The sequence below is a fragment of the Spirochaetota bacterium genome, assembly GCA_038043445.1.
GTDB lineage: Bacteria > Spirochaetota > Brachyspiria > Brachyspirales > JACRPF01 > JBBTBY01.
Genome location: JBBTBY010000058.1, coordinates 1 through 14,950, shown reverse-complemented (window position 1 = coordinate 14,950; position 14,950 = coordinate 1). Strand labels below are relative to the sequence as shown.

14 protein-coding genes are annotated in these 14,950 nt (G+C 55.2%); 3 read left to right on the top strand and 11 right to left on the bottom strand.

Annotated features, from left to right (window positions below):
* Positions 1 to 17: 17 nt before the first annotated feature.
* From AABZ39_08485 to AABZ39_08465, 5 genes are read right to left on the bottom strand one after another with little or no spacing between them, the layout of a single operon-like run.
* A complete protein-coding gene (locus tag AABZ39_08485) occupies positions 18 to 2,117 on the bottom strand; it encodes a chemotaxis protein CheA (protein MEK6794798.1) in 2,100 nt (699 codons plus the stop codon).
* Positions 2,118 to 2,168: 51 nt separating this feature from the next.
* Entirely contained in the window at positions 2,169 to 2,516 is a 348-nt protein-coding gene (locus AABZ39_08480) for an STAS domain-containing protein (GenBank protein ID MEK6794797.1), read from the bottom strand.
* Between the two features lie 15 nt (positions 2,517 to 2,531).
* Positions 2,532 to 3,005, bottom strand: a complete 474-nt coding sequence (locus AABZ39_08475) for a chemotaxis protein CheW (protein ID MEK6794796.1) — start codon at positions 3,003 to 3,005, stop codon at positions 2,532 to 2,534.
* Between the two features lie 3 nt (positions 3,006 to 3,008).
* On the bottom strand, positions 3,009 to 3,374 hold the full coding sequence (locus tag AABZ39_08470) for a response regulator (protein MEK6794795.1): 366 nt from the start codon (positions 3,372 to 3,374) through the stop codon (positions 3,009 to 3,011).
* A 10-nt stretch (positions 3,375 to 3,384) separates the two neighbouring features.
* Positions 3,385 to 4,188, bottom strand: a complete 804-nt coding sequence (locus AABZ39_08465) for a hypothetical protein (protein MEK6794794.1) — start codon at positions 4,186 to 4,188, stop codon at positions 3,385 to 3,387.
* 590 nt (positions 4,189 to 4,778) lie between these two features.
* On the opposite strand from AABZ39_08465, the gene AABZ39_08460 reads away from it, so the two are divergent.
* Positions 4,779 to 5,249 (top strand): diacylglycerol kinase family protein, encoded by a 471-nt coding sequence (locus AABZ39_08460; GenBank protein ID MEK6794793.1) that lies wholly within the window; start codon positions 4,779 to 4,781, stop codon positions 5,247 to 5,249.
* On the opposite strand, the gene AABZ39_08455 is transcribed toward AABZ39_08460, so the two are convergent.
* The 4 genes from AABZ39_08455 to gatB form a co-directional block, all read right to left on the bottom strand.
* Positions 5,246 to 7,156 (bottom strand): methyl-accepting chemotaxis protein, encoded by a 1,911-nt coding sequence (locus AABZ39_08455; protein MEK6794792.1) that lies wholly within the window; start codon positions 7,154 to 7,156, stop codon positions 5,246 to 5,248. The two genes, AABZ39_08460 and AABZ39_08455, sit on opposite strands and share 4 nt — an antisense overlap.
* 22 nt (positions 7,157 to 7,178) lie before the next feature.
* Positions 7,179 to 8,195, bottom strand: coding sequence for a dTDP-glucose 4,6-dehydratase (gene rfbB / locus AABZ39_08450; GenBank protein ID MEK6794791.1), 1,017 nt, complete (start codon positions 8,193 to 8,195; stop codon positions 7,179 to 7,181).
* Between the two features lie 9 nt (positions 8,196 to 8,204).
* Complete coding sequence (rfbC, locus tag AABZ39_08445; protein MEK6794790.1) at positions 8,205 to 8,747, bottom strand: dTDP-4-dehydrorhamnose 3,5-epimerase; 543 nt, start codon at positions 8,745 to 8,747, stop codon at positions 8,205 to 8,207.
* A 177-nt stretch (positions 8,748 to 8,924) separates the two neighbouring features.
* Positions 8,925 to 10,370: an Asp-tRNA(Asn)/Glu-tRNA(Gln) amidotransferase subunit GatB gene (gene gatB, locus AABZ39_08440; protein ID MEK6794789.1), complete on the bottom strand. Its 1,446-nt coding sequence runs from the start codon at positions 10,368 to 10,370 to the stop codon at positions 8,925 to 8,927.
* A gap of 283 nt (positions 10,371 to 10,653) precedes the next feature.
* Between gatB and AABZ39_08435 the strand changes: the two genes are divergently transcribed.
* The gene (locus AABZ39_08435) at positions 10,654 to 11,544 is read left to right on the top strand and encodes a helix-turn-helix transcriptional regulator (protein ID MEK6794788.1); all 891 of its coding nucleotides are present in this window, start codon (positions 10,654 to 10,656) and stop codon (positions 11,542 to 11,544) included.
* Positions 11,545 to 11,672: 128 nt separating this feature from the next.
* Positions 11,673 to 12,776 (top strand): ketoacyl-ACP synthase III, encoded by a 1,104-nt coding sequence (locus AABZ39_08430; GenBank protein MEK6794787.1) that lies wholly within the window; start codon positions 11,673 to 11,675, stop codon positions 12,774 to 12,776.
* 26 nt (positions 12,777 to 12,802) lie between these two features.
* Here the strand turns inward: AABZ39_08430 and AABZ39_08425 are convergent, their stop codons facing one another.
* Positions 12,803 to 14,476, bottom strand: coding sequence for an iron ABC transporter permease (locus tag AABZ39_08425; GenBank protein MEK6794786.1), 1,674 nt, complete (start codon positions 14,474 to 14,476; stop codon positions 12,803 to 12,805).
* A gap of 1 nt (position 14,477) precedes the next feature.
* The coding region (locus tag AABZ39_08420) for a TOBE domain-containing protein (GenBank protein ID MEK6794785.1) at positions 14,478 to 14,950 on the bottom strand (473 nt) is incomplete at its 5' end.

Here is a 14,950-nt window from a genome sequence, read left to right as displayed (position 1 = left end):
GGTTAGGGGTTGTTCTCTCATACCGCAGCCCTATGCATCGCTTCCTCGCGCACTATCTCTTTCCTGATTATGGTGTTCACATCGAGAATGAGCGCCACCGTCCCGTCGCCTAATATCGTCGCGCCGGTCACTTCGTCTATTCCCTTGAACGCGCTCCCGAGCGTTTTTATCACCGTCTGATGCTGGCCCATCACATCATCGACGACAAGTCCCACGCGCCCTTCGCCGTTCTTCGTAACGAGCATGCGCTCTATCTCCGGTTTCGCCCCGGCTATCTCGAATTTCTCACGGAGATTGATGTAGGGTATCAGCTCGCCGCGAATGTTCACGAGCGAACTGCCGTTGCCGGTGGCGAGTATCTCCTCGGTAAGATCCACGCACTCGTCGACGTTCGAGAGATTAAGAATGAAATGGTCCGTGCCCACGCGGGCAAGAAGCCCGTCCACGATAGCGAGCGTCAACGGTATGCGGAGGTTTATCGTCGTACCCTCGCCCTGCTTCGTGTCTATTTCCACCACGCCCCGGAGCTTCTCGACATTCCGCTTTACCACGTCCATGCCCACGCCGCGGCCGGAAACGCTTGTCGCTTTCTCTGCGGTTGAGAATCCCGGAAGAAAAATGAGATCATGCACTTCGCGGGCAGTAAGGTCAGTACCTTCCTTGACGAGACCGCGTTCCATGGCTTTCTTGAGTATCTTCGAGCGATTGAGCCCCGCGCCGTCGTCGGTAACGGAGATAAGCACATGCGCGCCTTCATGCGATGCACTGAGTGTCACCGTTCCCTTCGCTTCCTTTCCGTGAGCGGTACGCTCTCCCGGTGTCTCAAGCCCATGATCGATGGAATTGCGTATGATATGCATGAGCGGGTCTTTGAGCGATTCTATGACGTTCTTATCGAGCTCGGTCTCCGTACCCTTCGTAACAAGCTCCACATCCTTGTTAAGCTCCTGCGAAAGGTCGCGCACCAGGCGGTGAAAGCTCTTGAACATCTCATCGACGGGCACCATGCGGAGCATCATGGAATTCTCGCGAAGCTCGTTGGCCAGACGCTCGAGCGCCTCCGCAAGGGAGCGGAACTCGGGGTCCTTTTTCTTCCCCGCCGTCTGCGCAATACGCGCCTGGAGCGTCACAAGCTCGCCCACGAGGTTCACGAGCGAATCGAGCTTCTCGCTTTTTACCCGTATCGTCGCGCGTGAGGCCTCGTCGCGCCGCTTCTCACGCTCGGTACGCACATACTTCTGCTCCACGAGCGCGCTGTCAAGCTGCGCCTTCGTTACATACCCCTTGGCGAGCGCTATCTCCCCGAAAAGCTTCTTCTCGGCGAGTATCTCCTCAAGCTCATCGACGGTTATATCGCCGCGTTCGACGAGTATGTCGCCTATCTTCTTGTATTCCTCGGGGGCCGTGAGGAAACCCTCGCGGTCTATCGTCTCTATCCTTATTTCCGAATAATCCTCGACGAAGATGAACGCATCGCGTATCGCGTTCTCACCCTTGTCCGTGGAGAGTATCATCGTCCATGCACTGTAGCAGCTTTCCGGGTCGACCTCATCGAGGGGGCCTGAGAGCGCATGCGCGCTGATGAGGCAATTGCCGAGCCGGCGCAATTCATCGAATATCGGCACCAGGTTCACACCGCGTTTGAAAATATCCTCGGCGGGCTTGAACTGAATGCGATAGGTTGCCGAAACGCCCGCCACGTCCTCTGCCTGTACCTTCACTGCCGGCGCCGTTTTTTTCTCCGTACCAACGCCGCTCTGCGACCGCAGTCGCTCGATAAGGGCACCGGTCTCCGCTTCGGGGACATCCTCATCGCGCAAAAGACGGCTTATGTGGTCCACGGCGGAAAGCGTACAGTCGATGATATCCTTGTTCGCGGTAACGGCACCCTTGCGCATGCCGTCGAAGAGCGCCTCGAATTCATGCGTGAACGAGGAAATGCGCGTAAAACCGAACATGGCGCCCGAGCCCTTTATCGTATGCAGCGCGCGGAATATGCTGTCGATGGTGTCGCGGTCCGTGGGTGCCCGTTCAAGATCGATGAGCTTCTGCTCTATCAGCGCTATGAGCTCGAAGGCCTCTTCTCGATACGTGTCCCCGAATTTCGATGTATCCATGCTCCCCGCCTTGTCATGACCGTCATTGCCGGCGGTCATTCCCCGTACCCGTCATGCTATGAGCGCATGCATGAGGCACTTTCCCGTGCATGCAACGCACCTATGCTGCGTAAAATATCCCGTCTTCTGTGCCGCCAGTTTCACCGCAGGCGATATGCTCTCATGGTAGAAGCCGATGCTCTTTTTGTCCTTCAAAAGAAGCTTATGCGTTGCATCGATGAACTGCAGGAATGAGAGATCGGCCTCGGTAACCCCGTCCGTATCAATGATGACGGTATCGCTGTCCATGACTGCGGAGATGGATGCATCGTGCATCTCCTTCGCATGCGCAATGGTCGCCTCTCCCTTCACACGCACGATCGTCGCTGTTCCTTCTCGAGCCGTTTCAATGGTGAACATACGCCCTCCTCGCGGTTATACCGCATGCTGATGATTGATCTCCGCTATCGAAAGTTCCGGTATCCGTGTCGCTATGACCATGTCGATGTCGAGCAAAAGCACCGTGCCGCCGTTATACGTGCATACATCGCTGATGTAGGGATAGCGCGAAAGCTTGACTGCCTCAGTCGACGAAAGCTCATTCTGTTCACAGATATGGACGCCGACGACTTCGTCAAAGGCGATGCCGATCCTCAGGTTATGGGTATCGCCGGCGAACGCTATCTCCTGCTTCTGTCCGCTCGTATGCGGCGCAAGACCCACGGCGGTACGTGCATCGAATATCGGCACTGCGATGCCGCTCATGACAGCCATCATGGCCGTAAGCTCGCCGGCATTCTCAAGCGCGTGCGCCGCGCCATCACGCACTATCGTCTGTATCCGCTCCGCGGGGACGGCGACGGTAATATGCCCGACACGTCCGAGTATGAATTCCCTGTGCATCTGCATCCCCTATCCCACGACCTTGTGCACGGTCTCTTTCAGCTTTTCCGGCGTGAACGGCTTTACGAGCCAGGCGGTGGCGCCCGCGTTCTTGCCCTCGTCCTGCTTCGCCGTCTCGCTTTCCGTCGTAAGCACGATGATCGGCGTGAACTTGTGCTTATCGTTCGAACGGATGTTCTTGATAAGATCGATGCCGTTCATACCGGGCATGTTGATGTCGGTGATGACAAGATTGGCATTGTTGCCCGAAAGTTTATCGAGCGCGGCAGTCCCGCTGTCCGCCTCGACGATCTCAAATCCGTCCTCGGCGAGCGTGAAGGTCACCATCTGCCGCATCGAGGGCGAATCATCGACGATCAGTATCTGCTTTCCCATATGCTCCTCCTTAATCCTGCTGTGACGCAAGTGTCTTATGCATTATCTCTTTTTCTTCCTTCATCGTATAGAAACGCGACAGCCATCGTGCGATGTGATCGCTTTTTCCGGTCGCGACCGCACCCATGGAATCGGCGAGCGCATCGATCTCGGCGCTGAACTCCGCGAGCGGCATGAGCACATGCTCCACGCGCTGGCGTATGATATCGTGGTACTGCATGGCGATGATCACCGCGCTCGTGTCCTTCGCGAGGGCTTCGGTACCGCCGGCAAGCGCGGTAAGGTCGCCTTGCTCAAGCGCACCGGAAACCGCATAGCGCTCCGCTATCTGTGCGGCGGCCTTCGCCTGCCCGCGGGCCTTCATGGTTATCTCCATGAAATTCTTCGAGAGCGACATGCCCGTGGTCTCAATCTGTTCGCGGACCGCATCGAGCTGGCTCATGAGCACCGACAATCCCTTCGTCTTGTCGGCAAGCACGGTGCCGACGGGTTCAATGAGCCCGGTAAGCCCGTCGATGCGCGCCTTATGCTCGCCGATGACATCGGTGTATTGCACGGAAAGCTCGGATATCTTGGCGCTGTAGCTGTCGGCGATGATGGACATGTTCTTCTTGAGCGATGTTTCCATATCCTCTTTCTTTTTCATGAGCATGCGGTACGCCATTTCATGTGTCGCACAATGCACCGCAGCGGCTATTGCCGGCACACCGGCAGCAATGCCGATGGCGGCGATAACGGCGACACGCAGGCGTATGTCGGGAATGAACGAAGCGCTCACCGCAGCGGCGCCGAAGACCGTGTAGAGGATGCCCATGAATAATCCGCGCATCGTTATGCCCCCCTCGTTCTTTCCAGATCGTTCGGGATACGTTTGATTATCTCGATGAAGCAAGCGCTGCAGACCATGGTATACAGATCGCTGTACCGCGATACGTTGTACAGCTTCGAGGTCAGCTTTTTGCAGCACTCGCATTCTTCAACGTGCATGAACGCCCTCATCATCGGTAATGGTGTAGATATCGTCTTTCGATGCCGACTTGAAGATAATGTCCAGGAGGCAACTGCCGCAAAGCAATTGGAATCTTGAGGTGTACCGCCTGGCTGAAAAGAGCCGTTTACGTTTCCCGCAGCATTCGCATTTCATGGCAGCTCCTGAGATCAAACTTTGCCTTTATTAGCATGCAACTACCATGCCAGAATGTAAACGTTTACATGTATATGAATTCATAGGAATTTGTATGCAATGCGGGTTTTGCGGATGCTGAACATAATATCTGAAAATGTTACCTTGCGAATTCGCTACTGCCGGCGCAACTTGTTGCGAATTCGCAAATGGCATGCGAACAGTTTCATATCCGTGATTGATAATCTTCTTCGATGTAGTATACTGTCCGCATGAGACGGATGCGCACTAAATTCGTGAATAATCGCCGCGGTACGGCTACCAAAGCCGTGATAAATAAGATCTATTCGAAAAAACGCTCGCACACATCGGTGTTCATAAAATTGAGCAACAGCTTTTTCTGGTCAATGAAGGGCCTTCTATTCGCCGTGAAGAACGAACGCAGCCTTCAGATAGAGCTCGGTATCGCGGCGCTCGCCATAGCGCTCGGCGTCATCGCCGGCATTACACCGGGCAAATGGATAGTGCTCGTCTTTTCCATCGGGCTCATGCTGATCTGCGAACTTATCAATACCGCCATGGAACTTATCTGCGACCATATGGTGAAAAAACAGTACGATAAGACCATCGAGATAGTGAAGGACATCATGTCCGGCACCGTGCTCCTCTGCACGATAAATCTCACCGTGCTCGGCGTCATCATCCTCATCATACCGATCGTTGAGCGCATCATCGCAATCGCCGCGCGCTAGCGTCCCGTCCTGTCTATTATCGCGCGCAGGTTCACAAGCCCCTGCGCCGCCTCCGCCGAGAGATCGTTGACCGCATGCATCGCGTTCATTATCTCATCGGCCTCATGCGTTATCTCCGCTATGCTCCTCTTTATGGATTCGGACAGGAGCGTAAGCTCCGTGAGCGATGTCGATACCGTCCGCGACGCCGTTTCCACGTTCGTCGCCTTGTTCACCACATCGGATATGAATTCATCGATGTTCGCATAACCGCTCGTCACATCATTGGCGACCTTCGCAACGAGCGTCATCGATTTTATGATCTCATTGATGCCGGTGGCCTGCTCCTGCATGGCGTTGGACACTTCCGCTATCACCGTCGATACGTTCTGCGCTTCCCTGACGATGCCGGAGAACCGGTCGGTTGCCGTTGCAAGCGAGCCGGTCGTTGCGTTCACGCTCTCCTCAATGCCCTTAAGCGCCTCTCTCGCCAGCCCCGCCTGCCCGTTCGCGTTCTCGGCGAGCTTTCGTATCTCCTGCGCCACAACGGCAAAGCCCTTGCCGAACTGCCCCGCATGCGACGCCTCGATGGACGCGTTCATGGCGAGGAGGTTCGTCTGCGACGCGATGGTCGATATCACTTTCACGAACTCACGCACCGACTGCGTGGCGCTCTTCACCTTCTCCATGCCAAGCGCGGCGTTCTCCATGAGCGAATTGCCCGTGCTCGCGAGCGCATTGAGATCATGCGCGGAGCGGCTCGCTTTCTCCGCAACGACACGCACGCTCTCCGTATTGGCGGATATCTCCTCGGTAGCGGCGCTCACTTCAGTTATGCTCGATGCCTGTTCCTCGACGAGCCGTTTGAATTCAGTGTTCTTCGTGCGTATGCCGCTCGTAGCATCGATGATGCCGTGCACACCGAGCCCGAGCGTCGCGTTCTGCCTGTCGCTCTCGCGCACATGCTCAAGTTCCTGCGCAACGCTCCCTTCGATGGTGGACAGGTTCAGCCGCATCTCTTCGAGCGACGATCCGGACAATCGCATGCTTTCGGTAAGTGTTTCTCCCTGCTTCTGGGAGAGCATGATGCTCTCTTTTGCGGAAAGGATTATCTTCTGGTTAAGCCCATTGAGCGTAAGGAGCGATTCCTCGTCGCGCTTCGCCTTCAGGAGCGCATCCACAAAACGATTCAGGCTGCTTAACATGATGGTGAGGATGAACACCGTCACCCCGATGGCGAAACGGGAGAATTTCATGTGCGGCCACAGGTCGATATTGTAGCCGAGATACACCTGCAAGAGATCGTTCACGGCGGAATAGATGATGAATACCGCTCCGAAGAACTGTACCGCAACCGCTCGATTGATCCCATGCATGGCGATCTCGGCGATGTACACGACGAGCGCATAGAGCATGAGCACGCTCAGGATAAGATCGCGCACCTGATAGAGCGGCCCGCGTACACCGCGCCCGAAATAGGATTCTATCTGCACCGATTCACTGCTCTGTTTCGTTACCGACAGGAACAGGTCCGGGAAGAACACGGCGATGACGGTAAAACCGGCGAATATGATGCTTCCGATGAGCAGGATGAATTTATTGACGCGATGCCACGCCTTGGACAGCGTAAGAAAATGCATCGCCATATAGGGGAAAGCGAAAAGGAACGACATGGTCGCCAGTATCTCGATACTGTATATTCGCATCGCCGGGGAAGCGATATGGTATTTGCCGCCCATGACGACCACCGTCGTTTCGCCGAGCGCGAACACCAGCCCAACGATACCGAGTATCGCGGAGGACAGCTGCAGCCGGAACCTGGTATTGATGAAGATGTACGAAAAAAAGAACATACCGGTGAATAACAGCCCGGTGCAGATCGCCGGCACCAGTATCTCCACCATCGTCAACGGATACGTGAAATTCATGCGCTGCCCCCACCGGTAGCGATCATCGTTGCGTGTACTGCCGTTCGTAATACCGCTGGTACTCGCCGCTCACGATACCTTCCCACCAGCTTTTATTGGAAAGGTACCATTCGACCGTCTCGCGAATGCCCGTATCGAACGTATACCGCGGCGCCCACCCGAGTTCTCGCTTTATTTTCGATGCGTCTATCGCATACCGTCTGTCGTGCCCAGGCCTGTCCTTCACGTACTCGATGAGATCCTCGCCCTTGCCGAGCAGCGAGAGCACCGTGCGCACGATATCGATGTTCATCTTCTCATTATTGCCGCCGATATTGTACGTCTCGCCGATGATCCCCTTCGCGAGCACCGTATCGATCGCCTCGCAGTGATCGAGCACATAGAGCCAGTCGCGCACGTTCTTCCCGTCGCCGTACACCGGGAGCTTCTTTCCGGCAAGCGCATTGATGATCATGAGCGGTATGAGCTTCTCCGGGAACTGGAACGGCCCGTAATTGTTGGAGCAATTCGTCGTGAGCACGTTCATCCCGTAGGTGTGATGGTACGCACGCACGAGCATATCGCTCGATGCCTTGCTCGCCGAGTACGGGCTGTTGGGCGCATACGGCGTCGTTTCCGTGAAATACCCCGTCGCACCGAGCGAGCCGTATACTTCGTCCGTGGAGACATGCAGGAATTTTTCCACGCCCTTCGACGCGCGCACGGCCTCGAGCAGACGGAACGTCCCCTCGATGTTCGTGCGTATGAACGTATCGGGTCCCGTTATGCTCCGATCGACATGCGACTCCGCCGCAAAGTGAACGACATGCGTTACCGCGTGCTCGGTCAAGGTCCTTGTGAGGAGCGCACCGTCGCAGATATCGCCTTTTACGAATCGGTATCGCTTCTCAAGCTCAACGGCCTTCAGGTTGGCAAGATTCCCCGCATACGTAAGCGCATCATAGTTGATGACGATATCGCCGGGATGCGCTTTGAGATAATGCAGTATGAAATTGCTTCCGATGAACCCTGCGCCGCCGGTGACCAGTACTGTTGCCATTCGTCTTCCTTATCGTAGTTTGTGATCGGGATATTTCGCATCCTTGTCGGACAGGATGGGTGTCTTCGTCGGCCAGTTGATGGCGAACGCCGCATCGTCCCATCGAATGCCGCCCTCGGCAGAAGGCGTATACGCCGCTGACACCTGATACATCACCTGCGTATCATCGACAAGAGTGCAGAAGCCGTGCGCGAACCCCTTCGGTACAAAAAGCATCGTTTCATTCGCATCGGTGAGCGTTACCGAGAACGTTCTCCCGTACGTAGCCGAGGTCGGGCGTATATCGATGATGACATCGAGTATCGATCCGACGAGGCAGCGGACTAGCTTATCCTGTGCCGCATCGCCGAGCTGAAAATGCATGCCGCGTATGGTATGCTTCGGCTTTGATACGGAGATATTCGTCTGCACATACTCGGATGCTATTCCGCATACCGCAAAATCTTCCTTAACGTACGTCATGCGGAAACTTCCGCGCGTATCGCCGAACGCTTTTGTAACGATCATATACGCCCCGGGAAGCGGAGTTTCTGTGAATGTGAACGTGCCCATTAATTACTACTCGCTTGGTATTCTATCGCTATTCACATCAAAACGCAAATTGCTTTACGAAGATTTCCGCGAAAATACCGGTCATTTTCATCAACACTCATACGATCTGTATGTCATGCACTTTGTCGAAGGGAACAAGGGGTCATGTCCCCTTGTTCTCGATTTTCGCGGTGGTCGCTATGTGAGAAGCTTTTTCAACAGCTCATTGATCGTCTGCGGATTCCCCTGTCCCTTCGTCGCCTTCATCGCCTGGCCGACAAGGAAGCCGAAACTTTTCTCTTTTCCGCTTTTGTATTCCTCGACTACGTTCGGGTTATCAGTGATCACCTTTCTAATAATGACTTCAAGCGCGCCGGTATCGCTTACCTGCGTAAGTCCCTTGCGGTCGACAATGGCACCCGGCGTTTCGCCGGTCTTTATCATTTCGCTGAACACATCCTTGGCTGTTTTTCCGCTTATCACGCCTTCATCAATGAGACGAATGATGCCGCCGATGTCCTCGGGCTTCACGATGAGATCGCCTACCGCTATTCCCCGTTCGTTGAGAATAGCGTTCACTTCCACCATGACCCAGTTGGCGATCTTCTTCGGCTGCTTCGGGTATGCGTGCACTGCGTTCTCATAATATTCCGCCATGGCGCGACCATCCGTGAGCACACCGATATCAACGTCCGATAGACCGTACGCGCTCTTAAAACGCGCCGCCTTTGCCAGAGGTAGCTCGGGGAGCGTGGTCCGCACCGCTTCCACCATCGATGCGGTTATCGTCTGCGGCGAGAGATCGGGGTCGGGAAAGTAGCGGTAATCATGCGCTTCTTCCTTCGAGCGCATCGAACGTGTCTCGCCCTTGTTCGCATCCCAGAGCCTTGTCTCCTGTACGATACGTTCGCCTTTTTCAACGGCCTTTATCTGACGTTTTATCTCATACGTGAGCGCATCGCGCACGTTCTTGAATGAATTCATGTTCTTTATCTCGGCTTTCGTCCCGAGCTTCGTTTCCCCTTTCGGGCGCACGGACACGTTCGCATCGCATCGCAGCGATCCTTCTTCCATATTACAGTCGCTCACGTCGATGTAGAGCAGTATCTTTTTCAATTCGGTGAGATAGTGATACGCCTCTTCCGGCGTGTGCATGTCCGGCTCGCTCACGATCTCTATGAGCGGTGTACCCGCACGGTTCAAGTCAACGAAACTGACCGGGCGGCCGTCCTCCGAATGAACAAGCTTGCCCGCATCCTCTTCCATATGTATCCGCGTAATGCCGATATCCTTCTCGTACGATCCGTCGGCTTCGGCGACCTTGATATGCACTTTCCCTTTTTTGCAGAGAGGATGGTCGAACTGCGATATCTGATACGCCTTGGGCAGGTCGGGATAAAAATAATGCTTTCGGTCAAAGCGCGTCTCTTCCGCGACCGCGCACTCGAGCGCAAGCGCCGCTTTCATCGCTTTGGTGAGCACCGCTTCATTAAGGACGGGGAGCACGCCGGGGTGCCCCTGACAGACAGGGCAGGTGTTCGTGTTCGGCGGGGCGCCGAATGCCGTGCTGCAGCCGCAGAATATTTTTGACTTCGTGTTCAGCTGCACATGTACTTCAAGTCCGATGACCGCTTCGTAACTCACGGATGCTCCTTCATTGAGAGGAATATGCGACAGTATATTTCATAGTCCGGCATCGTCAATAGCCGAAGGCGGTATATCCGGGCAGCTATCGCGGGTAGTGGCTGCTGCGAAAATAGAGAACAGCGGGTTGCAACCCGCTGTTCTCATCGATTCTGATGAAATTTTGATGTTCGTTATTCTTCGTTATGGGCACATAGCATTTTCGCGACAGTCTCGGGTAGTGATTTGACATATTCTTAAATTCATAGAAAATGGAATTCATCCTGAAACCGCGGTCCAGCGCATGAAACATATCGTTTTCCTTCTGTACATACTCACGTTCGCCGTCGGGTTTTCCGCAATTGCCCTGTCCATACTCTTCTATATCCGCGAGCGCATCGGCTGGTTCAAATACTACATCATTTTCCAATCGGCCATCCAATTCCTTCTGTTCCTCTATGCGCTGCGCCTGTACAACGACATAAGCTTCTTTCACGTCAACGATATCGTCATTATGGTCATCACCGCCATATCGTTCGCGAACATGGTGTTCCTCATCTACATCATCCCGTTCACCGTGTTCCATATGATACATCGACCCTGGGGCATGCGTGAGAACATCATCGTTATCTCCGTCGACGCCGTGTATATCGTGCTTACGGTGCTCTATCTTGTCATGCACTACGACATCGTGTTCTTCAGCATACTCAACGCCATATTCTTCGCCGACGTGATATTCTGCATCGTCATCAGTCTCCATTCGCTCAAGAACATACAGGAACGTACGACGAAGAACGCGGTGCGCGTGTTCATGCTGCTATCCGCGGTGTTCTTCCCGCTCATCGTGCTCAATTCATTCTTCGATAACCTCTTCGGTGCTGAAACGATGCGCTACCCCTTCGGCATGCTCTCGATGCCGCTCTATCATCTGTGGTGGAATCTGACGCTCGTGATATACCTCATCTATTATCTCTCAAAACCGAAGAACCGCCGCATCATCCATGATTTCCTCAAGGCGCACCATATCACCAAGCGTGAAGAGGATATCATCGATCTCCTTATCGAGGGGCGGACGAACAAAAATATAAGCGATCTCCTTTCGATCTCGCCGAACACCGTCAATAATCACATTGCGAACATATATCAGAAGACGAAAGCGAAGAGCCGCGTCGACCTCATGAACCTGCTTTCATAGCATGCACGGTCTAGTATGTTATAACTAGTTATTGCCGCTGCACGAAAATAGTGTGTTCACACTATGTACAATCGCCTTTCGCATGCTACCATTGCACCCGAAGATCACGGCAGGACCAAGGAGCCACGGTGTACGAAGTCATTGACGGTGACAGGATCTCGGCATCTTCACCCTCACAAGGAAGCGCACGCATGACGTTCAATGTCGCTATCGCCGGAACGGGATCGTTCCTTCCGAAAAAGGCCATACCGAATGCCGAGCTCTATTCCCGCGTACGCAATGTCGATATTGCACGCATACGTGAATTCTGTAAGAAAAGGGATATTCCGTATGAGTCAATGAGCGAAGCGGAACTATTCGATCTCTGGGTAGAGCGCGTTACCGGCATCGTATCGCGCCGCCATATCACGGCGGACGATGCGCTCCCGGAATATGCTGAAGTGGAAACGATGGCGGCGCATGCCGCGCGTGAAGCGATAAAGGATGCCGTCATAGGCACTGATGCGATCGACTATGTCATCGCCGCTACGTTCACCGCTCGTACGCTCATACCGAACCCCGCCTGCACGCTCACGAACCTGCTCTCCATCCCGAAGGCCGGGGGCATCACCATCAACACTGCCTGCAGCGGCTTCCTTGATGCGCTCATCGACGCGTATGCGAAGATACGCGCCGGTATATACCGCACCGTGCTCGTGGTGTCATCGGAATTCATATCGAACATTCTCGACTTCGACGATCCGACAACGGCGATACTCTTCGGTGACGGAGCGGGGGCATGCATACTCACGCGTTCGGAGAAGCCCGGCATCGACGGCGTATTCTCGCAGGCGAGATATTCAGCCGAGCATATCACCATGCGGAGCGGAAGCCGAATTATCATGGGCGGCGGTCCGCTCGTACAGCGCAATGCGGTGAACGCCATGTTCGACGCCGCTACCGCTGCGGCAGCACGGTCAGATCGCACGCTCAACGACTATGATTTCATCATACCGCATCAGGCGAACGGGCGCATCATGAGCGAGCTTGCGAAAAAAATGGCCATCCCCGAAACGAAGATGCCCTCTGTCATCAACACGCTCGGCAATATGTCATGCGCGAGCATTCCCGTAACGCTCGACCGCCTGCGCAAAGGGAACTTGGAGGGATATTCGTACAAACCCGGGGCGCGGATATTGCTCACCGCGGTGGCCGGCGGGTATTCGATAGCGGGTGTTTCCTGTACGCTGTAACCTCTCAGTAAATACCTTCGCGCGCGTTAACCGGCACGGAACATCTGTCCCATTTTCTTACCGAGCAGCACCGCCGTCAGAAGCATCGCCGATGCGAGGAGCCCCATCGCCCAGACGCCGAGCGCGGAAGCAACATTCACCCCGTGCTCAAGTCCGTCGCTCAGCGCATAGATCGCTTTCGTGATGGGATAGTACTGCTCCGATTGCGCGAGTATCATGCTGTCGGACACCTCGAGCATGGAGAACGCGAAGCAGAGTATGCCGCCCGCAAGAAGGTTCGCGAAGATGAGCGGTATCGTCACGCGGCGTATCACGCGCCAGGGAGGCGCACCGAGATTGGCCGCGGCTTCCTCGTACGTGCGGCTTGTCTGCGAGAGCCCCGCATGCGCGGAGCGCACCATGAACGGCAGACGCCGTATCGCATAACTTATCGCGAGCAGTATCATCGGGTTCACCCGCGGGTCGATGATCTTCCATCCGGAAAAACTGCCGAGATAACCGAACGCAAGCACAATGCCCGGCGCGGCAAGCGGTATCATCGCTATCGCATCGATCACTGCAGCGCCTTTCGCCCGTGCACGCACATTGAGCCACGCGATGAGAAATCCCATGATGCTGATCACTGCCGTTGCCGCGATGGAGAGCATGAAGCTGTTCTTCATGGCGCTTACGGCAAGGGGTGATGTCATCGCCGTTCTGATATGGTCAAAAGTAAACCCGCTCGGCACTACCGTCAGGAACCAACGGGAACTTATCGACAGCAGGACGACGCTGATATGGGGAAGCAGCGCAATGATAAGTATCACACCAAGAAAAGCCCATGCCGCGACCGTACCGATGCGCGAAAGCGGTTGTTCCTTCCGCGAAACGCTGATGCGCCCGAACGTATCGACTGTCCCCCCCGCGACCGCCTTGCTCAATAAAAATCCGCCGATGGCAACAGCGAGGAGCACGACGACCTCCGCATATCCCAGCGGATTCGTCCCTATCTCGCTTACGCTGTCGTATATCATCACCGGGAGAACGCCGCGCATGCCGAACACGAGCGGAGTCCCAAGCTCAGTGAATGACCAAATGAAGACGAGTATGGTCCCCGCGAAAAGCCCCGGCGCTGCGAGCGGGAGCGTGACCCGGCGGAACACCGAAAGCGGTCCGGCGCCCATGTTCGCCGCGCTTTCCTCGAGCGTAGGATCGATAGTGGAGAACGCCGCTGTCATATTGAGAAACAGTATCGGGAAAAGGTGCAGCGATTCCATGAGCACAACGCCCAAGAGCGGGAATGCGCCGAGCCAGTCAATGGGCCCCTGCACAATATTGAGCTTCATAAGGAGCGCCGTGAGTGCGCCGAAACGTGCGAAGATCAGCTTCATACCCACAGCGCCGACGAACGGCGGCAATATGATCGGTATGAGCACAAGAGCGGACACGAGGCTTCGCCCGATGAACGAGCGCCGCGAAACGAGGAATGCGAGCGGGAAGGATATCAGCATCGAACATGCGGTAACGAGGAGCGCAATCTCTACGCTCGTGAACACGGCGCGCATGCGCGGCCACACCGTGATAAGCTCTGCGAAGTAGAAAAGCGTGAATCCCTTGCCGTCGACGAACGCTTTCTGAAAAACGGTAACGAGCGGCCACAAAAGGAATACGCCGAGGAAAGCGGCTATCAGGATAAGGATGATGTAGCGTGTCTTGTTCATATCACCGCTCTTTTTTTTCGGCGAGGAGAATAATATCGTCCGGATGTATGAAGAAGGAAGCGCGCATACCTGCGGTAAGGGCATACGCATCGCGATTGATGAGCACGGCTTTGAATCGCTGCGCTGCCGCCTGCAGATGAACGGTGATCGTCGGTCCGCTGAATGCCGTCGCGATAACCTCGCAGTCGATGCGGTTCGCACCGCCGATGTCGTTCGTCCGTATATGTTCGGGACGAATAAGACAGTGTACGGCATCTCCCGCAGAATAAGAAGAACGCGCCGCTGCAGACAGTGTTCCCGCACCGGTGGATACGGTCATCGCCTTCGCATCCGCCGTCACTACCGATGCATCGAGTATGTTCGCTTCACCGAGGAATTCCGCGCAGAACCGATCGGGCGGCGTGCGGTATAGTTCGCTTGGCGTGCCGAGGGCGGAGATCCTGCCGTCCTTCATGACCGCAATGCGGTCGGCGA

Bases quoted from the DNA above. Each gene is read 5' to 3' on its own strand.
- AABZ39_08455 (MEK6794792.1), bottom strand. From the start codon at position 7,156: ATGAATTTCACGTATCCGTTGACGATGGTGGAGATACTGGTGCCGGCG.
- rfbB (MEK6794791.1), bottom strand. From the start codon at position 8,195: ATGGCAACAGTACTGGTCACCGGCGGCGCAGGGTTCATCGGAAGCAAT.
- AABZ39_08475 (MEK6794796.1), bottom strand. From the start codon at position 3,005: ATGCAGATGCACAGGGAATTCATACTCGGACGTGTCGGGCATATTACC.
- AABZ39_08480 (MEK6794797.1), bottom strand. From the start codon at position 2,516: ATGTTCACCATTGAAACGGCTCGAGAAGGAACAGCGACGATCGTGCGT.
- rfbC (MEK6794790.1), bottom strand. From the start codon at position 8,747: ATGGGCACGTTCACATTCACAGAAACTCCGCTTCCCGGGGCGTATATG.
- AABZ39_08425 (MEK6794786.1), bottom strand. From the start codon at position 14,476: ATGAACAAGACACGCTACATCATCCTTATCCTGATAGCCGCTTTCCTC.
- AABZ39_08435 (MEK6794788.1), top strand. From the start codon at position 10,654: ATGAAACATATCGTTTTCCTTCTGTACATACTCACGTTCGCCGTCGGG.
- AABZ39_08460 (MEK6794793.1), top strand. From the start codon at position 4,779: ATGCGCACTAAATTCGTGAATAATCGCCGCGGTACGGCTACCAAAGCC.
- AABZ39_08470 (MEK6794795.1), bottom strand. From the start codon at position 3,374: ATGGGAAAGCAGATACTGATCGTCGATGATTCGCCCTCGATGCGGCAG.
- AABZ39_08485 (MEK6794798.1), bottom strand. From the start codon at position 2,117: ATGGATACATCGAAATTCGGGGACACGTATCGAGAAGAGGCCTTCGAG.
- AABZ39_08465 (MEK6794794.1), bottom strand. From the start codon at position 4,188: ATGGGCATCCTCTACACGGTCTTCGGCGCCGCTGCGGTGAGCGCTTCG.